The sequence below is a fragment of the Pseudomonas sp. GW823-FHT02C02 genome, assembly GCF_058797635.1.
The window spans coordinates 284,716-305,429 of sequence record NZ_JBXAJV010000006.1; the positions used below are offsets into that span (position 1 = coordinate 284,716).

At 57.5% G+C, this 20,714-nt stretch carries 25 protein-coding genes, 1 tRNA gene and 1 pseudogene; 24 read left to right on the plus strand and 3 right to left on the minus strand.

What is annotated here, in order from left to right; genetic code table 11:
- Positions 1 to 9 precede the first annotated feature (9 nt).
- The 6 genes from AC1ROI_RS13315 to AC1ROI_RS13340 are packed head-to-tail and all read left to right on the plus strand — an operon-like array spanning position 10 to position 5,975.
- Entirely contained in the window at positions 10 to 1,563 is a 1,554-nt protein-coding gene (locus AC1ROI_RS13315; RefSeq protein ID WP_102595444.1) for a sugar ABC transporter ATP-binding protein, read from the plus strand.
- Complete coding sequence (locus AC1ROI_RS13320; protein ID WP_102595445.1) at positions 1,560 to 2,537, plus strand: ABC transporter permease; 978 nt, start codon at positions 1,560 to 1,562, stop codon at positions 2,535 to 2,537. Before AC1ROI_RS13315 ends, AC1ROI_RS13320 begins: the two co-directional genes overlap by 4 nt.
- Before the next feature lie 3 nt (positions 2,538 to 2,540).
- On the plus strand, positions 2,541 to 3,560 hold the full coding sequence (locus AC1ROI_RS13325) for a LacI family DNA-binding transcriptional regulator (RefSeq protein ID WP_010455951.1): 1,020 nt from the start codon (positions 2,541 to 2,543) through the stop codon (positions 3,558 to 3,560).
- Between the two features lie 24 nt (positions 3,561 to 3,584).
- Positions 3,585 to 4,502: a ribokinase gene (gene rbsK / locus AC1ROI_RS13330; RefSeq protein WP_010455949.1), complete on the plus strand. Its 918-nt coding sequence runs from the start codon at positions 3,585 to 3,587 to the stop codon at positions 4,500 to 4,502.
- Positions 4,499 to 4,903 (plus strand): D-ribose pyranase, encoded by a 405-nt coding sequence (rbsD, locus tag AC1ROI_RS13335; RefSeq protein WP_102595446.1) that lies wholly within the window; start codon positions 4,499 to 4,501, stop codon positions 4,901 to 4,903. The genes rbsK and rbsD overlap by 4 nt, the downstream gene beginning before the upstream one ends.
- 43 nt (positions 4,904 to 4,946) lie before the next feature.
- Positions 4,947 to 5,975: a nucleoside hydrolase gene (locus AC1ROI_RS13340; RefSeq protein WP_102595447.1), complete on the plus strand. Its 1,029-nt coding sequence runs from the start codon at positions 4,947 to 4,949 to the stop codon at positions 5,973 to 5,975.
- A gap of 32 nt (positions 5,976 to 6,007) precedes the next feature.
- On the opposite strand, the gene AC1ROI_RS13345 is transcribed toward AC1ROI_RS13340, so the two are convergent.
- On the minus strand, positions 6,008 to 6,220 hold the full coding sequence (locus tag AC1ROI_RS13345; RefSeq protein ID WP_010455943.1) for a hypothetical protein: 213 nt from the start codon (positions 6,218 to 6,220) through the stop codon (positions 6,008 to 6,010).
- Positions 6,221 to 6,352: 132 nt separating this feature from the next.
- Here AC1ROI_RS13345 and AC1ROI_RS13350 point away from each other — a divergent pair, with 132 nt between their 5' ends.
- Positions 6,353 to 6,658 carry a hypothetical protein gene (locus AC1ROI_RS13350; RefSeq protein WP_102595448.1) on the plus strand — a complete coding sequence of 102 codons (306 nt, stop codon included), beginning with the start codon at positions 6,353 to 6,355 and terminating at the stop codon, positions 6,656 to 6,658.
- 167 nt (positions 6,659 to 6,825) lie between these two features.
- Positions 6,826 to 7,146 (plus strand): I78 family peptidase inhibitor, encoded by a 321-nt coding sequence (locus AC1ROI_RS13355; protein ID WP_010455938.1) that lies wholly within the window; start codon positions 6,826 to 6,828, stop codon positions 7,144 to 7,146.
- Positions 7,147 to 7,218: 72 nt separating this feature from the next.
- Here the strand turns inward: AC1ROI_RS13355 and AC1ROI_RS13360 are convergent, their stop codons facing one another.
- Both AC1ROI_RS13360 and AC1ROI_RS13365 read right to left on the minus strand, forming a co-directional pair.
- Entirely contained in the window at positions 7,219 to 7,431 is a 213-nt protein-coding gene (locus tag AC1ROI_RS13360) for a cold-shock protein (RefSeq protein WP_007905882.1), read from the minus strand.
- Positions 7,432 to 7,721: 290 nt separating this feature from the next.
- Positions 7,722 to 8,024 (minus strand): hypothetical protein, encoded by a 303-nt coding sequence (locus AC1ROI_RS13365; RefSeq protein WP_010455935.1) that lies wholly within the window; start codon positions 8,022 to 8,024, stop codon positions 7,722 to 7,724.
- A 372-nt stretch (positions 8,025 to 8,396) separates the two neighbouring features.
- On the opposite strand from AC1ROI_RS13365, the gene thrS reads away from it, so the two are divergent.
- The 16 genes and pseudogenes from thrS (at position 8,397) to AC1ROI_RS13445 (ending at position 20,705) form a co-directional block, all read left to right on the plus strand.
- Positions 8,397 to 10,319, plus strand: a complete 1,923-nt coding sequence (gene thrS / locus AC1ROI_RS13370; protein ID WP_010455934.1) for a threonine--tRNA ligase — start codon at positions 8,397 to 8,399, stop codon at positions 10,317 to 10,319.
- Complete coding sequence (infC, locus tag AC1ROI_RS13375; RefSeq protein WP_169857083.1) at positions 10,319 to 10,870, plus strand: translation initiation factor IF-3; 552 nt, start codon at positions 10,319 to 10,321, stop codon at positions 10,868 to 10,870. Before thrS ends, infC begins: the two co-directional genes overlap by 1 nt.
- Positions 10,871 to 10,930: 60 nt before the next feature.
- The gene (gene rpmI, locus AC1ROI_RS13380) at positions 10,931 to 11,125 is read left to right on the plus strand and encodes a 50S ribosomal protein L35 (RefSeq protein WP_002553160.1); all 195 of its coding nucleotides are present in this window, start codon (positions 10,931 to 10,933) and stop codon (positions 11,123 to 11,125) included.
- Positions 11,126 to 11,153: 28 nt separating this feature from the next.
- Positions 11,154 to 11,510: a 50S ribosomal protein L20 gene (gene rplT / locus AC1ROI_RS13385; protein ID WP_007905879.1), complete on the plus strand. Its 357-nt coding sequence runs from the start codon at positions 11,154 to 11,156 to the stop codon at positions 11,508 to 11,510.
- 109 nt (positions 11,511 to 11,619) lie between these two features.
- Positions 11,620 to 12,636 (plus strand): phenylalanine--tRNA ligase subunit alpha, encoded by a 1,017-nt coding sequence (gene pheS, locus AC1ROI_RS13390; protein ID WP_007905876.1) that lies wholly within the window; start codon positions 11,620 to 11,622, stop codon positions 12,634 to 12,636.
- A gap of 26 nt (positions 12,637 to 12,662) precedes the next feature.
- Positions 12,663 to 15,044, plus strand: coding sequence for a phenylalanine--tRNA ligase subunit beta (gene pheT, locus AC1ROI_RS13395; protein WP_102595449.1), 2,382 nt, complete (start codon positions 12,663 to 12,665; stop codon positions 15,042 to 15,044).
- A gap of 3 nt (positions 15,045 to 15,047) precedes the next feature.
- A complete protein-coding gene (gene ihfA / locus AC1ROI_RS13400; protein ID WP_002553164.1) occupies positions 15,048 to 15,350 on the plus strand; it encodes an integration host factor subunit alpha in 303 nt (100 codons plus the stop codon).
- Positions 15,331 to 15,687, plus strand: coding sequence for a MerR family transcriptional regulator (locus tag AC1ROI_RS13405; protein WP_003179985.1), 357 nt, complete (start codon positions 15,331 to 15,333; stop codon positions 15,685 to 15,687). The genes ihfA and AC1ROI_RS13405 overlap by 20 nt, the downstream gene beginning before the upstream one ends.
- Before the next feature lie 89 nt (positions 15,688 to 15,776).
- Positions 15,777 to 15,853, plus strand: a tRNA-Pro gene (locus AC1ROI_RS13410).
- Between the two features lie 625 nt (positions 15,854 to 16,478).
- Positions 16,479 to 16,991 (plus strand): NAD(P)-binding domain-containing protein, encoded by a 513-nt coding sequence (locus AC1ROI_RS13415; RefSeq protein ID WP_256580117.1) that lies wholly within the window; start codon positions 16,479 to 16,481, stop codon positions 16,989 to 16,991.
- A gap of 276 nt (positions 16,992 to 17,267) precedes the next feature.
- On the plus strand, positions 17,268 to 17,681 hold the full coding sequence (locus tag AC1ROI_RS13420) for an arsenate reductase ArsC (protein ID WP_010455863.1): 414 nt from the start codon (positions 17,268 to 17,270) through the stop codon (positions 17,679 to 17,681).
- 9 nt (positions 17,682 to 17,690) lie between these two features.
- On the plus strand, positions 17,691 to 18,062 hold the full coding sequence (locus tag AC1ROI_RS13425) for a metalloregulator ArsR/SmtB family transcription factor (RefSeq protein ID WP_010455862.1): 372 nt from the start codon (positions 17,691 to 17,693) through the stop codon (positions 18,060 to 18,062).
- 27 nt (positions 18,063 to 18,089) lie between these two features.
- Complete coding sequence (locus AC1ROI_RS13430; RefSeq protein ID WP_102595407.1) at positions 18,090 to 18,560, plus strand: arsenate reductase ArsC; 471 nt, start codon at positions 18,090 to 18,092, stop codon at positions 18,558 to 18,560.
- Positions 18,561 to 18,672: 112 nt separating this feature from the next.
- Entirely contained in the window at positions 18,673 to 19,389 is a 717-nt protein-coding gene (arsH, locus tag AC1ROI_RS13435) for an arsenical resistance protein ArsH (RefSeq protein WP_010455860.1), read from the plus strand.
- A gap of 93 nt (positions 19,390 to 19,482) precedes the next feature.
- Positions 19,483 to 19,677: pseudogene (locus tag AC1ROI_RS13440) on the plus strand (protein phosphatase); the annotation flags it as partial.
- A 23-nt stretch (positions 19,678 to 19,700) separates the two neighbouring features.
- The gene (locus AC1ROI_RS13445; protein ID WP_102595409.1) at positions 19,701 to 20,705 is read left to right on the plus strand and encodes an ArsJ-associated glyceraldehyde-3-phosphate dehydrogenase; all 1,005 of its coding nucleotides are present in this window, start codon (positions 19,701 to 19,703) and stop codon (positions 20,703 to 20,705) included.
- Positions 20,706 to 20,714: the final 9 nt, after the last annotated feature.

The window sequence follows — 20,714 nt, forward strand, 5'->3', positions numbered from 1 at the left end:
GAGAGTTTTATGTCAGTTTCCGCCCCGAACGCTGTCCTCTCGGTCAGCGGCATCGGCAAGACCTACGCCCAACCTGTCCTGACCGGCATCGACCTGACGCTGATGCGCGGTGAAGTGCTGGCGCTGACCGGCGAGAACGGTGCCGGCAAAAGCACACTGTCGAAAATCATTGGCGGGCTGGTCACGCCGACCACCGGCCACATGCAATTTCAGGGGCAGGAATACCGCCCTGGCAGCCGCACCCAGGCCGAAGACCTGGGCATCCGCATGGTCATGCAAGAACTCAATCTGTTGCCGACCCTGTCAGTGGCGGAAAATCTGTTTCTCGACAACCTTCCCAGCAATGGCGGCTGGATCAGCCGCAAACAACTGCGCAAAGCCGCGATCGAGGCCATGGCCCAGGTAGGGCTCGACGCGATCGACCCGGACACCCTGGTCGGCGAACTCGGCATCGGCCACCAACAAATGGTCGAGATCGCGCGCAACCTGATCGGCGATTGCCATGTGCTGATCCTCGACGAACCGACGGCCATGTTGACCGCCCGTGAAGTCGAGATGCTGTTCGAGCAGATCACCCGCCTGCAAGCTCGGGGCGTGTCGATCATCTACATCTCCCACCGCCTCGAAGAGCTGGCGCGGGTCGCCCAGCGCATTGCGGTGTTGCGTGACGGCAACCTGGTCTGCGTCGAGCCGATGGCCAATTACAACAGCGAGCAACTGGTCACGTTGATGGTCGGCCGTGAACTCGGCGAACACATCGACCTGGGGCCGCGCAACATTGGCGCTCCCGCCTTGACGGTCAGAGGGCTGACTCGCTCGGACAAAGTTCGCGACGTGTCCTTCGAAGTCCGCGCCGGTGAGATCTACGGGATTTCCGGATTGATCGGGGCAGGGCGCACCGAGTTGCTGCGTCTGATCTTCGGTGCCGACACCGCAGACAGTGGCACCGTTGCGCTGGGTTCGCCGGCTCGGGTGGTGAGCATCCGTTCGCCGGCTGATGCGGTCGGTCACGGCATCGCCCTGATCACCGAGGACCGCAAAGGCGAAGGCCTGCTGCTGACCCAGTCGATCAGTGCCAACATCGCGCTGGGCAACATGCCGGTGATTTCCAGTGGCGGCATCGTCAACAACGCTGACGAAATGTCCCTGGCCCAACGTCAGGTCGACGCCATGCGCATCCGCAGTTCGAGCCCGACGCAACTGGTTTCCGAGCTGTCGGGTGGCAACCAGCAGAAGGTCGTGATCGGCCGTTGGTTGGAGCGCGACTGTTCGGTGATGCTGTTCGATGAACCGACCCGTGGCATCGATGTGGGCGCCAAGTTCGACATCTATGCGCTGCTCGGTGAACTGACCCGGCAGGGCAAGGCGCTGGTGGTGGTGTCCAGCGACCTGCGTGAACTGATGCTGATCTGCGACCGGATCGGCGTGTTGTCGGCGGGGCGCCTGATCGACACTTTCGAGCGCGACAGCTGGACCCAGGATGATTTGCTTGCTGCCGCGTTCGCCGGCTACCAAAAACGTGATGCGTTGCTCAACGAAGCAGCGCCTAGGGATCTTCCATGAAAACTGCATCTCCTGCCGGCAAACGTAGTGGCAATTTCTACGGCCTGGGCACCTATCTGGGCCTGGCCGGTGCCTTGCTGGCGATGGTTGCGCTGTTCTCGGTATTGAGCAGCCACTTCCTGTCCTACGACACCTTCAGCACCCTGGCCAACCAGATTCCCGATTTGATGGTGCTGGCGGTCGGCATGACGTTCGTGCTGATCATCGGCGGTATCGACCTGTCGGTCGGCTCGGTGTTGGCGCTCGCAGCGTCGGCCGTCAGCGTGGCGATTCTTGGCTGGGGCTGGAGCGTTCTGCCTGCAGCGCTGCTCGGCATGGCGATCGCGGCATTGGCCGGGACCATCACCGGATCGATCACCGTGGCGTGGCGAATTCCGTCGTTCATCGTGTCCCTTGGCGTGCTGGAAATGGCCCGTGGCGTGGCGTATCAGATGACCGGCTCGCGCACGGCTTACATCGGTGACGCCTTTGCCTGGCTGTCCAACCCGATTGCCTTTGGCATCTCGCCGTCGTTCATCATTGCCTTGCTGATCATCATCATCGCCCAGGCCGTGCTGACCCGTACCGTGTTCGGCCGCTACCTGATCGGCATCGGCACCAACGAAGAAGCGGTGCGTCTGGCCGGGATCAATCCAAAACCCTACAAGATCCTGGTATTCAGTCTGATGGGGCTGTTGGCCGGTATTGCCGCGCTGTTTCAGATTTCCCGTCTGGAAGCGGCGGACCCGAATGCCGGCTCCGGATTGGAGCTGCAAGTGATCGCCGCGGTGGTGATCGGCGGCACCAGTCTGATGGGCGGCCGTGGTTCGGTAATCAGCACCTTCTTCGGGGTTCTGATCATTTCCGTACTGGCGGCGGGCCTGGCGCAGATCGGCGCGACCGAGCCGACCAAACGCATCATCACCGGCGCAGTGATCGTGGTGGCGGTGGTGCTTGATACTTATCGCAGTCAGCGCGCAAGCCGGCGGACCTGAGTCATGGCAACGATCAAGGATGTAGCGGCACTCGCGGGGATTTCCTACACCACGGTGTCCCATGTGGTGAACAAGACCCGGCCGGTCAGCGAAGAGGTACGGATCAAAGTCGAGGCGGCGATCAAGACCCTGGACTACGTGCCGAGCGCCGTGGCCCGTTCTTTGAAAGCCAAGACCACGGCGACCATCGGTTTGCTGGTGCCTAACAGCCTCAACCCGTACTTCGCCGAACTGGCCCGTGGCATTGAGGATTACTGCGAGCGTAACGGCTATTGCGTGATCCTCTGCAACTCCGACGACAACCCGGACAAACAGCGCAGTTACCTGCGCGTGCTGCTGGAAAAACGCATCGACGGGTTGATCGTGGCCTCGGCCGGTGGCGACGCGGGGCTGGCAGAAGGTCTCGCCGGCGTGCGCACACCGATGGTCATCGTCGACCGCGGGCTGGAAGGTGTAAATGCCGACCTGGTGCGTATCGATCACGAATACGGTGCCTACCTGGCCACCCGGCATCTGCTGGAGCTGGGCCACCGGGACATCGCCACCATCGGTGGCCCGGCGGGTACCAGTGTGGCGCAGATGCGTCTGGCCGGTTATTGCCGAGCCTTGAAAGAGGCGGGGGTGGAAGTGCATCGCGAGCGGATGCTGGAAAGTGACTTCACCAGCACTGGCGGTTACAACGCCGCCGCGATTCTGCTGGAAAAGAACCCGCCCAGCGCGATCTTCGCCGGCAACGACATGATTGGCATTGGCGTGTTGCGAGCGGCTGCCGAGCGCAATGTGCGTGTGCCGACAGAACTGTCGGTGATCGGCTTCGACGATATCCAGATGAGCCGTTATGTCTACCCGGCGCTGACCACCGTGGGCCAGTCGATCCTGCAACTCGGTGAGATGGCGGCCGAGGTTCTGTTACGACGAATCGCAACACCCGACATGGCCACCGATCAGCGGATCGTGACGCCCAGTATTGTCCTGCGAGAATCGACTGCGCCGCTTGCCGGTGTGTTCGACGAATACCGCTGAAACCGAATTGACGAGTAGTGATGTATGCCAGCAAAAGTAGTGGTGATAGGCAGCCTGAACATGGACCTGGTGACCCGGGCTCCACGGCTGCCCCGTGGCGGTGAGACGCTGATCGGGCAGTCGTTTGCCACGGTTTCCGGCGGCAAGGGCGCGAACCAGGCGGTCGCTGCGGCGCGGCTGGGGGCGCAGGTGTCGATGGTCGGTTGTGTCGGCAGCGATGCTTACGGTGAAGAACTGCGCGGGGCTCTGATGGTCGAGCAGATCGACTGCCAGGCCGTCAGCACTGTCGAGGGTTCCAGCGGCGTGGCATTGATTGTGGTCGATGACAACAGCCAGAACGCAATCGTGATCGTCGCCGGTGCCAATGGTGCGCTGACGCCACAGGTGATCGACCGGTTCGATGCCGTGTTGCAGGCGGCGGACGTGATTATTTGTCAGCTGGAAGTGCCGGATGCCACGGTGGGTCACGCCCTCAAGCGCGGCCGTGAGCTGGGCAAAATCGTGATCCTCAACCCGGCGCCGGCCAGTCGTCCGCTGCCAGCAGATTGGTATGCGTCCATCGATTACCTGATTCCCAATGAAAGCGAGGCCTCGGCGCTGAGCGGTTTGCCGGTTGACTCCCTTGCGTCCGCCGAAACCGCCGCAACCCGATTGATCGCACTGGGTGCCGGTAAGGTCATCATCACCCTGGGTGCTCAAGGGTCAATGTTCGCCAACGGTACAGGCTTCGAACATTTCCCGGCACCGACGGTGAAGGCTGTCGATACCACGGCGGCTGGCGATACCTTCGTCGGCGGTTTTGCTGCCGCGCTGGCGTCCGGCAAAACCGAAGCTGAAGCGATCCGTTTCGGCCAGGTAGCCGCGGCGCTTTCAGTCACCCGTGCCGGCGCGCAACCCTCGATTCCCACCTTGTCCGAAGTACAGGCGTACAAAGCACCATGAAAAAGACACCTTTGCTCAACGTCGCGCTGTCTCGGCTGATCGCTTCCCTGGGTCACGGCGACATGGTCGTGATCGGCGATGCCGGCCTGCCCGTACCGCCGGGCGTCGAACTGATCGACCTGGCCCTGACCCAGGGTATTCCGGATTTCGTCAGCACCTTGAACGTCGTGCTCAGCGAAATGCAGGTTGAGCGCCATGTGCTGGCCGAGGAAATTCTGGACAAACAACCACCCGCCTTGCGCTCTCTGGATGAGCTGAATGCCAAAGGCGCGCTGGGCCAGCGTGAGCTGCTCAGCCATGAACAATTCAAAGTCCTCAGTCGACAGGCGCGAGCGATTGTTCGTACCGGCGAATGTGCGCCGTACTGCAACATCGTGCTGGTCTCGGGGGTGACCTTCTGACCCGCTGTACACAATCTGTTTCCCCACGCACAAGGAGTGCGATATGCACCGCTATGCTCAGAAACTGCACCACCTGCTCCGGAGTTTGCTGCTTTTGTCCCTGATTACTGCAACAAGCGTCCAGGCTGCGGAAAAGATCGATTTGATCATCGACACCGACCCGGGTGCCGACGACGTAGTCGCTTTGCTGTTTGCGTTGGCGTCGCCGGAAGAATTGAATATCCGTGCGCTGACCACCGTCGCGGGCAACGTGCGACTGGACAAGACTTCGCGAAATGCGCGACTGGCCCGTGAGTGGGCGGGGCGCGAGGAGGTGCCGGTCTACGCAGGCGCACCGAAACCGTTGATGCGCACACCGATTTATGCCGAGAACATCCATGGCAAGGAGGGCTTGTCGGGCGTCACCGTGCACGAGCCGAAGAAAGGCCTGGCCGAAGGCAATGCGGTCGAGTACCTGATCGACACTTTGAAGGCCGCCAAGCCTCACAGCATCACCATCGCCATGCTCGGTCCACAGACCAACCTGGCCCTGGCGCTGATCCAGGAACCTGAAATCGTTCAGGGCATCAAGGAAGTGGTGATCATGGGGGGAGCGCATTTCAACGGCGGCAACATCACCCCGGTGGCCGAGTTCAACCTGTTCGCCGATCCGCAGGCTGCGGAAGTGGTGCTCAAGAGTGGCGTGAAGCTGACCTATCTGCCGCTGGACGTGACCCACAAGATCCTCACCAGTGAGGCGCGCCTGAAGCAGATCGCAGCGATCAACAACAACGCCAGCAAGCTGGTGGGCGACATTCTCAATGAGTACGTCAAAGGCGACATGGAACACTACGGCATTCCGGGTGGCCCGGTGCATGACGCCACCGTCATCGCCTACCTGCTCAAGCCTGAATTGTTCACCGGTCGCTCGGTCAATGTGGTCGTTGATAGCCGCGAAGGCCCGACCTTCGGCCAAACCATCGTCGACTGGTATGACGGCCTGAAAGCGCCGAAGAATGCATTCTGGGTAGAAAGCGGCGACGCCCAGGGATTCTTCGACTTGCTGACCCAGCGTCTGGCTCGTCTGAAGTAACTTTCACACCCGCAGGTGCCAGCCTGCGGGTTTTACGCCCGCTCGTTCTCTGTCAAGCCCATATAGCCGGCGGGGTATTTTTCGAATATCTGCGCGATGAATTTCCTGGCCGCTTCAGTTCCCAGTTCCTTGACCAATAGATCGATGCCAATGATTGCGAACTCTTCCGGGCTGCCCGGGCTGTAAGAGCTGTGACCCTGCGGCCACTTGACGGTGATGTTGGCGTCGATGCTTATGGTGGACATGATGGCGCTCGTGAAGTCGGGAAAGTCTGAGTGTCGAGTTAACCATTTTGCGCGGCGTTTGGCACTCCGACTTAGGCATGAGAGGAGGGCTATGCGACACTTGGTCTTTGACGAATTTTCAAGGACCGTGCTGTGCAGATCGATTTGAACACGCCCGACGGCTTGACCCTCAAGGCGGTGCGCCAGTTACTGGCTTCTGCCAGTGATGACGAGCATACGCAACTGCGGGTGACCAAGGCTGGCGTTGCCTATATTTCATCGGGTGTTGTGGGCGGCACCGATATCAACGGACTATTGTTTCGGCTGGAGACGTGGGCCAAGGGCTCCGGTTACGTAGGCTTGGTCGCAGCAAGCGATGAGGTCTGGGTCATGCAGATCTTCAATGCGCTGAAAGAGAACTGGCCGAACCCGCCGTATGATTACATCGACGTCTATTGAGGGCTGTTCATATTCAGTCACGATTGAGTGATGAACGGCGCGGCGATGCTCAGGCAAACTCGCCGCTCGTGCGGTTCCAGGGCAGAGTGATGGCACTCACCTTGAAACCAAATGCCGGATTGGCGGTCGCAAGATCTCAGCTTAACTATTGGAAAAAAGGAGGCTTCATGCCTTGGAAGCTCGCGTCATTGGGTACTTTGTTCGCCGTCACTTTGCTGGCTGGTTGCAGTAGCACGTCCTCCGAGTCGGCGGCAGACCCTGTAGCGACGTCTGACACAGGTCACAGCCGTTGTGAGGCAAAGGCAGCCGAATTCGCCATCGGCAAACCGGCTTCGCCCGCACTGTTGGAGCAGGCACGTACCCGCGCAGGCGCACAGAACGCACGGTTCCTGTCGCCTAGCGATATGGTGACGCTGGAATACCGCTCCGATCGTCTGAACCTCAACACCGATGCCAGCCGGGTGGTCACCCGCGTCAACTGCGGCTGATCGCTTCAGGCTTTTGCTTCACCCATAAAAAACCCCGTCACATGGACGGGGTTTTTTTAGTGCGGCTGAAAATTACTCAGCGCGGACTTGTGCAGCTTGCATACCCTTTTGGCCTTTCTCAGCCACGAAGGAAACGGTTTGGCCTTCTTTCAGGCTTTTGAAACCGTCGCTTTCGATAGCTTTGAAGTGTACGAACAGGTCGTCACCGCCACCTTGAGGAGTGATGAAGCCGAAGCCTTTTTCATCGTTGAACCATTTAACGGTGCCGGTTTGGCGATTAGACATGGTGTATCTCCAAGAAACATATATTTTCAGTAGTGCTGTGCTGCTCAGGCCAACTGGGCACACCGGGGTATCATAGTCGAAATGTTCGCTTTGGGAGCCCCCCGGACGTGCTGTTTGCCGTGCAGTCGCGTTCCGTTTGCTGCTTGATGTAGCTGAAAGCCCCGTTTTACAAGGCTTTCAGCCGAAAGTAAAGACGATAAAAAAACCTGTAAAACCTGCATAAATTGTACGAAAAAGCTCAAATGCAGCGGTTTTTATCAGCGATAAGCCGAGTCAAAAGGACTTTTTTGTCACTTCTTCGCCGGTGTATTGGCCTTGCATTTGGCTATCTGACCCAGAGCTTTCTGCTGCAATTCCGGGCTGGCCTTATTGTCCATCAATGCCTGGATATCGCCAGCCGGATACGATTTGATCGCATCAGCACCGCAAGCGCAGTGGGCCTTCGCTGCGGCCGCACCAATCTGCGGAGTGGCCGCATCTGTGCACTGAGCCATGTATTTTTCGCGCTCGCCCTTTGGCCAATCGGCATGGGCGGCCAATGGCAGCAGCAGAACAAGGGGGGCGACTACTGCGAACAAACGATTCAGACGCATGCTGGGATGCTCCTTGTGGGTCAATGTCTTGTTATCTGAGGGGTAAAGCGGGGTTCAAGTTCAGCACTCTGGCATAAATTGCGAGATTTGCCCCGGCATAAGCGTCGTTGCATCGATGACCGTTCATCTGTGCTAGCATGCCTCGCTCGGGCTTTTGCGGGCTCCGGATGACCTTCAGTCCCGGTGGCGGCAACGGCGCGAATAACCCTGATTTGAATCCCAGTCACTCTGGTTCGGTTTTCCGGTTGGCCGCAAGGCTCCTGCCGCTGTAAGGCAGGCGTTCGTCATTGAATGGCCTGGATCGGATCTTGTACTGGCTCATCCCAACCCACGTGACCTTTGGTAGGGGTCACCACTAGGAGAGGAGGCGCCATGCCAACTATTACTCTTCCCGACGGCAGTCAACGTTCATTCGATCACCCGGTTTCCGTAGCCGAGGTCGCCGCATCCATTGGTGCAGGTCTGGCCAAGGCCACCGTGGCCGGCAAGGTCAATGGCAAGCTGGTCGACGCCAGCGACATCATCGACAGCGATTCCACGCTGCAAATCATTACGCCAAAGGATGAAGAGGGGCTGGAGATCATTCGCCACTCTTGCGCCCACCTGGTTGGCCACGCGGTCAAGCAGCTGTACCCGACCGCCAAGATGGTCATCGGTCCGGTCATCGACGAAGGCTTCTATTACGACATCGCCTTCGAACGTCCTTTCACTCCGGACGACCTGGCAGCCATCGAACAGCGCATGCAGCAGCTGATCGAGAAAGATTACGACGTGATCAAGAAAGTCACTCCGCGCGCCGAAGTGATCGAAGTGTTCAAGGCCCGCGGCGAAGACTACAAGCTGCGTCTGGTCGAGGACATGCCGAACGAACAGGCCATGGGCCTGTACTATCACGAAGAATACGTCGACATGTGCCGTGGTCCGCACGTGCCGAATACGCGCTTCCTGAAATCCTTCAAGCTGACCAAGTTGTCCGGCGCCTACTGGCGTGGCGATGCCAAGAACGAGCAGTTGCAGCGCGTTTACGGCACCGCTTGGGCGGACAAGAAGCAGCTGGCGGCTTACATCCAGCGCATCGAAGAAGCTGAAAAGCGCGATCACCGCAAGATCGGCAAGCGCCTGGGCCTGTTTCATACCCAGGAAGAGTCGCCGGGCATGGTGTTCTGGCACCCGAACGGCTGGACTCTGTACCAGGTGCTCGAGCAGTACATGCGCAAGGTTCAGCGCGACAACGGCTATCTGGAGATCAAAACTCCACAAGTCGTTGACCGCAGCCTGTGGGAGAAATCCGGGCACTGGGCCAACTACGCCGACAACATGTTCACCACGCAGTCGGAAAACCGCGACTACGCGATCAAGCCGATGAACTGCCCTTGCCATGTGCAAGTGTTCAATCAAGGCCTGAAGAGCTACCGCGAACTGCCGATGCGTCTGGCCGAGTTCGGTGCCTGTCACCGTAACGAGCCGTCGGGTGCACTGCACGGCATCATGCGCGTTCGCGCCTTCACTCAGGACGATGCCCACATCTTCTGCACTGAAGAGCAGATGCAGGCCGAATCCGCCGCTTTTATCAAGCTGACCATGGACGTTTATGCCGACTTCGGCTTCAAAGACGTCGAAATGAAGCTGTCCACTCGTCCGGAAAAACGTGTTGGTTCCGACGAACTGTGGGATCGCGCCGAAGCTGCACTGGCTGCAGCCCTTGATAGCGCTGGCTTGCCGTACGATCTGCAGCCGGGCGAGGGTGCGTTCTACGGTCCGAAAATCGAGTTCTCGCTGAAAGATTGCCTCGGCCGTGTCTGGCAGTGTGGTACCCTTCAGCTCGATTTTAACCTGCCTGTCCGTCTGGGAGCCGAATACGTCTCCGAAGACAACAGTCGAAAGCACCCGGTGATGTTGCACCGGGCGATCCTCGGATCCTTCGAACGTTTCGTCGGAATCCTGATCGAGCACTACGAGGGTGCATTCCCTGCGTGGCTGGCTCCGACCCAGGCAGTGATCATGAATATCACTGACAAACAGGCCGATTTTGCCGCCGAGGTCGAAAAAACCCTCAACGAAAGCGGATTTCGTGCCAAGTCTGACTTGAGAAATGAAAAGATCGGCTTTAAAATCCGCGAGCATACTTTGCTCAAGGTTCCTTATCTCTTGGTTATCGGAGATCGGGAAGTCGAGATGCAGACTGTCGCTGTGCGTACTCGTGAAGGTGCTGACCTGGGCTCGATGCCCGTCGCCCAGTTCGCTGAGTTTCTCGCGCAAGCGGTTTCCCGGCGTGGTCGCCCAGATTCGGAGTAATTACTATTAAGCGTGAAATGAGACAAGATAAACGAGCTGCACCGAAAGCCCCGATCAACGAGAATATCTCGGCACGCGAGGTTCGGTTAATTGGGGCTGAAGGTGAACAGCTTGGGATTGTGTCAATTGAAGACGCGCTTCTTAAGGCTGAAGAGGCCAAACTGGATTTGGTGGAAATTTCCGCCGATGCAGTACCCCCTGTTTGCAAACTGATGGACTACGGCAAATCGATCTTCGAGAAGAAGAAGCAGATTGCCGCGGCCAAGAAAAACCAGAAGCAGATTCAGGTTAAAGAAATCAAGTTTCGTCCAGGGACGGAGGAAGGGGATTACCAGGTAAAACTGCGCAACCTGGTACGTTTCCTGAGTGATGGGGACAGGGCCAAGGTATCCTTGCGATTCCGCGGCCGTGAGATGGCCCACCAGGAGCTGGGGATGGAACTCCTCAAGCGAGTTGAAGGTGACTTGCTCGAGTACGGTTCGGTCGAACAGCATCCTAAGATGGAAGGACGCCAGCTGATCATGGTCATCGCCCCGAAAAAGAAGAAGTAATCATCAGGGCACGGCAGGCCTTCTGATTATGTTTATCAACTGAATGCGGAGTATCCGAACATGCCAAAAATGAAAACGAAAAGTGGTGCTGCTAAGCGGTTTCTGAAAACTGCTAACGGTATCAAGCACAAGCACGCTTTCAAGAGCCACATCCTGACTAAAATGTCGACCAAGCGTAAGCGTCAACTGCGCGGTAGCAGCTTGCTGCATCCGTCTGACGTGGCAAAAGTCGAGCGCATGCTGCGCCTTCGTTAATTTTAGTCAAGAATAGAGGAAGTAACTCATGGCTCGTGTAAAGCGTGGCGTCATTGCCCGTAAACGTCACAAAAAAATTCTGAAACTTGCTAAAGGCTACTACGGCGCTCGCTCGCGCGTATTCCGTGTTGCCAAGCAAGCGGTAATCAAGGCAGGCCAATACGCCTACCGTGACCGTCGTCAGAAAAAACGTCAGTTCCGCGCTCTGTGGATCGCTCGTATCAACGCTGGTGCACGTATCAACGGTCTGTCCTACAGCCGTTTCATCGCCGGCCTGAAAAAAGCGTCCATCGAGATCGACCGTAAGGTTCTGGCTGATCTGGCAGTGAACGAAAAAGCGGCGTTTGCTGCGATTGTCGAGAAAGCTAAAGCCACCTTGGCTTAAGTACCCCCGACAGTCACCCGGTCTCACCTCTGTGGGGCCAGGTGTTAAACGTCATAAATAGGGGAAGAGCCTTCAAGCTCTTCCCCTATTTTGTATCTGGAGTCTGTACATGGAAAACCTGGACGCGCTCGTCTCTCAAGCACTAGAGGCTGTGCAAAGCGCTGAAGATATCAATGCCCTGGAGCAAATCCGGGTTCACTACCTTGGCAAGAAGGGTGAATTGACTCAGGTGATGAAGACCCTGGGGAATTTGCCGGCAGAAGAGCGTCCGCAAGTCGGCGCCCTGATCAACGTTGCCAAGGAGCGTGTCACAGAGGTTCTCAATGCCCGCAAGGCGCTGTTTGAAGAGGCCGATCTGGCCGCCAAACTGTCTGCCGAGTCCATTGACGTGACCCTGCCTGGCCGCGGCCAGACCTCGGGTGGTCTGCATCCGGTTACTCGTACTCTGGAACGTATCGAACAGTTCTTCACCCACATCGGCTACGGCATCGCCGAAGGTCCTGAGGTCGAAGACGACTACCACAACTTCGAAGCGCTCAACATCCCAGGCCATCACCCGGCCCGGTCGATGCATGACACTTTCTATTTCAATGCCAACATGTTGCTGCGCACCCATACCTCGCCGGTACAGGTCCGCACCATGGAATCGAAACAACCACCGATCCGCATCGTCTGCCCAGGCCGTGTGTACCGTAGCGACTCCGATATCACCCACTCGCCGATGTTCCACCAGGTCGAAGGCCTGCTGGTCGACCGCGACATCAACTTCGCCGACCTCAAAGGGACCATCGAAGAGTTCCTGCGCGTGTTCTTCGAAAAAGAGCTGGCCGTGCGTTTCCGTCCTTCGTACTTCCCGTTCACCGAGCCGTCCGCTGAAGTCGACATGGAATGCGTGATGTGCAGCGGCAAAGGCTGCCGCGTCTGCAAACAGACGGGCTGGCTGGAAGTCATGGGCTGCGGGATGGTTCACCCGAACGTGCTGCGCATGTCCGGAATCGACCCGGAAGAGTTTTCGGGCTTTGCCTTCGGCATGGGCGTTGAGCGTCTGGCCATGCTGCGTTACGGCGTGAATGACTTGCGTCTGTTCTTCGACAACGACTTGCGGTTCCTCGCGCAATTTCGCTAGTCGTAACGAATTCTTAGGAGAGCAGGATGAAATTCAGTGAACAATGGCTGCGTGGCTGGGTAAGCCCGCAGGTAAGTCGCGACGAGCTGGTTGCCCGTCTGTCGATGGCCGGTCTTGAGGTCGATAGCGTTACGCTGGCCGCCGGTGAATTCAGTGGCGTGGTCGTGGGTGAGGTGCTGAGCACCGAGCAGCACCCGGACGCCGACAAGTTGCGCGTTTGCCAGGTCAGCAATGGCTCGGAGACCTTCCAGGTAGTGTGCGGTGCGCCAAACGTGCGCCCTGGCCTGAAGATCCCGTTCGCCATGATCGGTGCCGAACTGCCAGGCGACTTCAAAATCAAGAAAGCCAAGCTGCGTGGCGTTGAGTCCAACGGCATGCTGTGCTCGCAAGCCGAGCTGCAAGTCGGCGAAGGCAACGATGGCCTGATGGAATTGCCGGCGGATGCGCCGGTCGGTCTGGATATTCGCGAGTACCTGAGCCTGGACGATGCCAGCATCGAGGTTGACCTGACCCCGAACCGCGGCGATTGCCTGTCCCTGGCCGGTCTGGCCCGTGAAGTCGGCGCGCTGTATGACGCTGAAGTCACCCGTCCGGTGGTGGCTGTTGTGCCCGCCGTGCATGACGAAGTGCGTTCGATCGAAGTACTGGCGCCAGCCGCTTGCCCGCGTTACCTGGGTCGTGTGATCCGTAACGTCGATCTGTCCAAGCCTACGCCGCTGTGGATGGTCGAGCGCTTGCGTCGTGGCGACGTGCGCAGCATCGACGCTGCCGTGGACATCACCAACTACGTGATGCTTGAGCTGGGTCAGCCGCTGCACGCGTTCGATCTCGCTGAAATCAATGGCGGCATCCGCGTGCGCATGGCCGAAGAAGGCGAGAAGCTGGTACTGCTCGACGGCCAGGAAGTCAGCCTGCGTAGCGATACGCTGGTGATTGCCGACCATACCCGCGCCTTGGCCATCGCCGGCGTCATGGGGGGCGAGCACAGTGGCGTCAACACCGCGACCACGCGTGATGTATTCCTGGAAAGTGCGTTCTTCGATCAGATTGCCGTCGCTGGCAAGGCTCGTTCTTACGGCCTGCACACTGATGCTTCGCACCGCTACGAGCGTGGCGTGGATTGGCAATTGGCCCGTGAAGCCATGGAGCGCGCCACTGGCCTGCTGTTGGAAATCACTGGCGGCGAAGCTGGCCCGATCATCGAAACCGTCAGCGAACAGCACCTGCCGAAGATTGCTCCGGTCACCCTGCGTGCGCAGCGCATCACTCAGATGCTGGGCATGGAAATGGAGTCGGCCGAAGTCGAGCGTCTGCTCAGCGGCCTGGGCCTGAAGATTGCTTCAGATGGAGCAGGGCAGTGGCGCGTTGAAGTGCCAAGCCACCGCTTCGACATCAGCCTGGAAGTCGATCTGATCGAAGAGCTGGCCCGTCTGTACGGCTACAACCGTCTGCCGGTTCGCTACCCGCAAGCTCGCCTGGCACCGCAAGCCAAAGCCGAAGCGCGTAGCGATCTGCCTGAACTGCGTCGCCTGCTGGTGGCGCGTGGTTATCAGGAAGCGATCACCTACAGTTTCATCGATCCGAAACAATTCGAGTTGTTTAATCCGGGTGTCGAGCCGCTGCTGCTGGCCAACCCGATCTCGAACGACATGGCGGCCATGCGCTCGTCCTTGTGGCCCGGTCTGGTCAAGGCACTTCAGCACAACCTGAACCGTCAACAGGATCGCGTCCGTCTGTTCGAAAGCGGCCTGCGTTTTGTCGGTCAGCTGGAAGGCCTGAAGCAAGAGCCGATGATTGCGGGTGTTGTTTGCGGTAGCCGTCTGCCCGAAGGCTGGGCTCAGGGTCGCGATGTCGTGGATTTCTTCGACGTCAAAGCCGACGTGGAAGCGGTGCTGGGCTTTGCCGGTGCACTGGATTCGTTCACTTTCGTGCCGGGCAAACACCCTGCGTTGCACCCGGGTCAAACCGCACGCATCGAACGAGAAGGTCGCCTGGTTGGGTTCGTCGGCGCTATCCACCCTGAATTGTCAAAAACCCTCGGTCTCGACCGTCCGGTTTTCGTCTTCGAGCTGGTTCTGGCCGAAGTGGCATTGGGAAAAATGCCAAAATTCCAGGAGTTATCACGCTTTCCTGAAGTGCGTCGTGACCTGGCACTGATTGCGTCCACAGACGTTGCGGCCAGTGCCGTACTGGATGTAATCCGTGAAAATGCAGGCGAATGGCTCACAGACCTCAGGCTATTTGACGTGTATCAGGGTAAAGGCATTGATCCTGATAGAAAAAGCCTTGCAGTCGGCTTGACCTGGCAGCATCCATCGCGCACTCTTAATGACGATGAGGTGAATACCACGACGCAAAACATCCTCACCTCGCTCGAACAAAGGTTGAACGCCACGTTAAGGAAGTGACGTATGGGGGCTCTGACGAAAGCTGAGATGGCGGAACGTCTGTATGAAGAGCTGGGCCTGAATAAACGGGAGGCCAAGGAATTGGTCGAACTGTTTTTTGAAGAAATCAGGCACGCTCTTGAAGACAACGAACAAGTCAAATTGTCCGGTTTCGGCAATTTCGACCTTCGGGACAAACGCCAGCGGCCTGGCCGCAATCCGAAAACGGGTGAAGAAATCCCGATCACGGCTCGCCGTGTGGTCACCTTTCGTCCAGGGCAGAAGTTGAAGGCCCGAGTTGAGGCTTATGCTGGAACCAAGTCATAACGACGAGCTACCCGTCATCCCAGGCAAACGCTACTTCACCATTGGTGAAGTCAGCGAGCTGTGTGCGGTAAAACCGCACGTGCTGCGCTATTGGGAGCAGGAGTTTCCTCAACTCAACCCCGTCAAACGCCGCGGAAACCGCCGGTATTATCAGCGACAAGACGTGCTGATGATCCGGCAGATCCGCGCGCTTCTTTATGATCAAGGGTTCACCATCGGCGGCGCGCGCTTGCGTTTGTCCGGCGATGAAGCCAAAGACGACACCACCCAATACAAACAGATGATTCGGCAGATGATTGCTGAGTTGGAAGATGTGTTGGTTGTCCTCAAGAAATAATTTCCTGCATTTGAATACTTCCAGTTTTCAAAAGCTTGCGATATATTCTTGAGCGTTCTTCGAGAAGAGGAACGAGTTTCACGCCTAGTCGGGGCGTAGCGCAGTCCGGTAGCGCACTAGCATGGGGTGCTAGGGGTCGAGTGTTCGAATCACTCCGTCCCGACCATTTATTTTTAAGAAATCCAGTCACTTAGCGGTGACTGGATTTTTTTATGCTTCATCGTTTTTTCACGGAGCTGATTTTTGCCCCACTTTTTGCCCCACTGAGGATTTCGAAGCAGGATACTGTGAGTTCACGCCGTTTTTGGCCCTTTTTCGCGCTGCCTTTGGCACCAATACTGTTTGATATTTCTCTTCCTTTCTCAGCTTTTTCGCATGCCAGATGGTCTTGCCTAACGCCTTGTTTCCGGGCAATTAGGGCGTTTTCCCTCACCCGCTCCGCGACGCTAAACCCTGGAAGCTCAGTTCCGATTCTTCGTTCTTAAAGGTCACCATCCCAAATCATCGAAACCGGCCGTACGTCACGCGGGCCGTGCCTTTGAAGACAAGCGGAAGCAGCGAAAGCCGGACTTTCGATTGTGCGCTAGGGAAACGGAACAGAGCGCGGGGGGGGCGGGGAGGGTGGTTGGGCAATCGCCAGGTCTGTGGAAGGTCTCTAGTCGCCGGCCGAGCCCTTTGATCACAAGGCCCAGGGGCCGATTTGGAATCAAACCATCGCTTCCGAGAGCCTGACTCATACCTCCAAATTCGACGTTTTTGGGCCCAAACCGCAGTGCCAAACAGACCTCAAATTGACCCGATTTCTTGCTGGTTTGGTGACAAACCATTTTGCAGGTAGTTGGCACCGATTGAGTGCCGCTGAACCCTCGAAAGATCCGTCGGCCGCGGCTTCTAGCGGTCAGTTCGGAATCTCTTGCAAGGTCCTGGTCGGTGCCAAATCCGCTGCTAACTCACATTCTCTTGAGCGCATTCTGGGTGGTGGTGCGAATGATCAATTGGAAGAGCGCGGAAAGCTCGGCCTGAAGACTCGCCAATTGCTGAATGGCGGCGTGATCGAGCTGTTTAAAAACATCGCTATCGATCAGGTTGTAGGCAATGGCCAAGGGTTGGTTGTGAAGGCGGGAGGCCAGATACTTCCACCTGTGGACCCAATCATTGTGGCGACTGGATTCCGACCTGGCAGGAGCCTGCTCGCCGAGTTGCGTATCGCACTTGATCCCGCAACTCAAAGCGTACCTCGCCGGTTTGCTGCAAAGGCTAGTGCGCATCAACCTGACCCGCCCTCGATGACCGGGGCGGCATAGGGGCGACCTTCCTATTTTCTTTTGCACGTCCAGGTAGTCCTTGAACCAAGGGCGACCTATTTCTGCGTGAGTGACAGATTCATTACAGAAACCATATATACATCGTCGCAGATATTTTAAGAGGCACGGAAGGCTGGCTAGCGCCTTGATACAAAGCTTTCATTGAAGGTGCTCGGCGGCGTCCTATCGTTTTGATGGATTAATGTTCGTTGGCTCTTTACCTTACATACGGGAAAACATATATTTGTTAAACCGCATATGAGCTGAGGCTTCACAATGACCAGCAAAGCCCGTGTTCTGTTTGTCTGTACTGCCAACGCTGCACGCTCCCAGTTGGCCCAGGCGTTGCTGAGGCATACCGATTCGGAGCATTTCGAGGCGTTCAGCGCCGGCACAACTCCAACTCAGGTAGATCCGCGCACCTTCGAGGTGCTTTCACACATCGGTGTGAGCACCGAAGGATTACGTAGCAAGTCGATAGACGAGTTCCGTGGTGAGCGTTTCGATTACGTCATCACCTTGTGTGATAAATCCGCTGCGCAATGCCGGTCTTTACCTGGAGCGGGTGAGGCATTGGCCTGGAGTTTTGAAGACCCGGTCACCAGCACCAAACCCGATGCCTTCCGTCACACCCTTCACGAAATTCATGAGCGCATCAAGATGTTCGTCTTGGTCAAAAACAAGCACTGAGAAAACGATATGGCTGACCATCTGACACCGACCACTGTTTTCAAATGCCTTGCTGACGACACTCGGGTCCGCACGATGATGCTCATCACCCGTGAAGGAGAGCTTTGTGTTTGCGAGCTGACCTGCGCGTTGAACGAGAGTCAGCCAAAAATCTCCAGGCACCTGGCGCAACTGCGTACTTGCGGGCTGTTGTCGGACCGTCGGCAAGGCCAATGGGTGTATTACCGACTTCACCCGAATCTCCCTGATTGGGTTCATCAAGTGCTGACCACCGTGCTGGAAAGCAACAAACACTGGTTGAGCCCTGATGCCAAACGCCTTGATGAAATGGGTGACCGTCCTGAACGGGCAGCCGTGTGCTGTGAAAGCAAAATCGCCTGATTCCGTCTTTGACTATGAGATCACTCGATGAAAATCCTGTTCCTCTGCACGGCCAATAGCTGTCGCAGCATCCTTTGTGAGGCGGTTTTCAATCACTTGGCACCGCAAGGCATGAAAGCCTACAGCGCGGGCAGTCAACCCAAAGGCGACGTGCATCCGCTGAGTCTCAAAACTTTGGAAAACGCTGGTATGTCGACGCTCGGGCTGTTCAGTAAGTCCAGCGATGTCCATGTGAATTTGGCACCTGATTTCGTCATCACGGTGTGCGACAAGGCTGCCGGTGAGGCGTGTCCGGTATTTTTCGGACCGGCCACCAAGGCGCACTGGGGGTTGGCTGACCCTTCGGAATACCACGGGACGCAAGAAGAGATCGGGGCGGCTTTTGAAGCCACCTTGGAGCAGATCAAAACCCGTATTGAAGCTTTCTTGGCTTTACCGCTTGCCCGACTGAGTGCCGAACAGCTCAAGGCAGAACTGGACCTGATTGGCAGGCTGTAACCACAGGAACAATGACCATGAGTAAAAACCGACTTTCCTTCCTGGACCGATATCTGGTTGAAGTGCCGTTGGTTCGATGACTCCAAGAGCGCTGTTGCGCAGGACAAAGACTATGTTTGAAGACGACATCCCCCAACTTGATACCGACCTGGTTGATCTTCCATCGGCTGACAAGCTGGGCATCGAGAAGACCTCCATCCACAAGCCGCGCATTTTGCTGCTGTACGGATCGACCCGTGAGCGCTCCTTCAGTCGCCTGATGGTAGAGGAGGCCGCTCGACTGCTGGAGCACTTCGGCGCCGAGGCGCGGATTTTCAATCCGTCCGGTTTGCCGCTGCCAGATGACGCCCCCGACAACCATCCGCGCGTGAAGGAGTTACGCGAGCTGATGTTGTGGTCGGAAGGGCAGGTCTGGTGTTCCCCGGAGCGTCACGGTTCCATGAGCGCGGTCTTCAAGGCGCAGATCGACTGGGTGCCACTCGCAATGGGTGCGGTACGCCCGACCCAGGGCAAAACCCTCGCCGTCATGCAGGTGTGTGGTGGCTCGCAGTCGTTCAACGTGGTCAATCAGCTGCGAGTGCTGGGACGTTGGATGCGCATGTTCACCATCCCCAACCAATCCTCCGTGCCAAAGGCCTATATGGAGTTCGACGATAACGGCCGGATGAAACCTTCTCCGTTCTACGACCGCATCGTGGATGTGATGGAAGAGTTGGTGAAATTCACGCTGCTGCTTCGCGACCGTCAGGACTATCTGGTTGATCGTTATTCCGAGCGCAAAGAGTCGGCGGAAGAACTCATGAAACGTGTCAATCAGCGCTCCATCTGAGGATTTTTCACCGTGCAACAACACCCTTATTCCGTACTTCCCTTGGCACAGTTCAATGGCCAATTGATCTTCACCCCGCAGCGGCTGACCGAAGGGAAAACCATCGCCATCCATTGCAAGGGCGGCTCGGGCCGTACCGGTTTGGTCGCCGCTCAACGGTTGATCGAGAGCGGTGTGCCCTTTAGCGATGCCATCCGCGATGTTCAGTCGTTGCGTCCACGCGCCATTCAACATCCTGCCCATATCGAATACATCGGCCAGTTCGACACCCAGTCGAACTCCCACTGACAACAGATACAGAGCACAACAACATGACTATCAAAGTTGGCATCAATGGTTTCGGTCGGATCGGTCGCCTCGCGCTGCGAGCAGCCTGGGGCTGGCCAGAATTCGAATTCGTGCAGATCAACGATCCAGCGGGTGACGCGGCGACGCATGCACACTTGCTGAACTTCGACTCGGTGCATGGTCGTTGGCACCACGAAGCCAGCGCGGAAGGCGATCAGGTGGTGATTGGCGGCAAGCGCATCAAGGTGACCGCTAACAAAGCGATTGCCGACACCGACTGGTCGGGTTGCGATCTGGTGATCGAGGCCAGCGGCAAGATGAAAACCGTGGCGGTGTTGCAAGCCTACCTGGATCAGGGCGTCAAGCGTGTGGTGGTTTGCGCTCCGGTGAAGGAAAAAGGGGCGTTGAACGTCGTCATGGGCGTCAACCATCAGTTGTTCAAACCGGCTGAACATCGCATCGTTACCGCCGCCTCGTGCACCACAAACTGTCTAGCGCCCGTGGTGAAAGTCATCCACGAGAAACTGGGCATTCGTCATGGCTCGATCACCACTATCCACGACCTGACGAACACCCAAAGCATTCTCGATCAACCGCACAAGGATCTGCGTCGTGCGCGTGCTTCGGGCATGAGCCTGATTCCAACCAGCACCGGCTCGGCCACCGCGATTGCCGAAATCTTCCCAGAGCTGCGTGGGCGCCTAAACGGCCACGCCGTACGCGTGCCGCTGGCCAACGCGTCGCTGACCGACTGCGTCTTTGAAGTCGAGCGTGCCACCACTGTTGAGGAGGTGAATCAACTCCTCAAGGACGCCTCCGAGAACGAGCTGAAAGACATCCTCGGTTTTGAGGAGCGTCCGTTGGTGTCCATCGACTACCGCACCGACCCGCGTTCATCGATCATCGATGCACTGTCGACGATGGTGATCAATGGTACTCAAGTGAAGATCTATGCCTGGTACGACAACGAATGGGGCTATGCCAATCGCGCCGTCGAACTGGCCAGACTGGCCAGTCTGGCGGACTAAGGAGCGGTC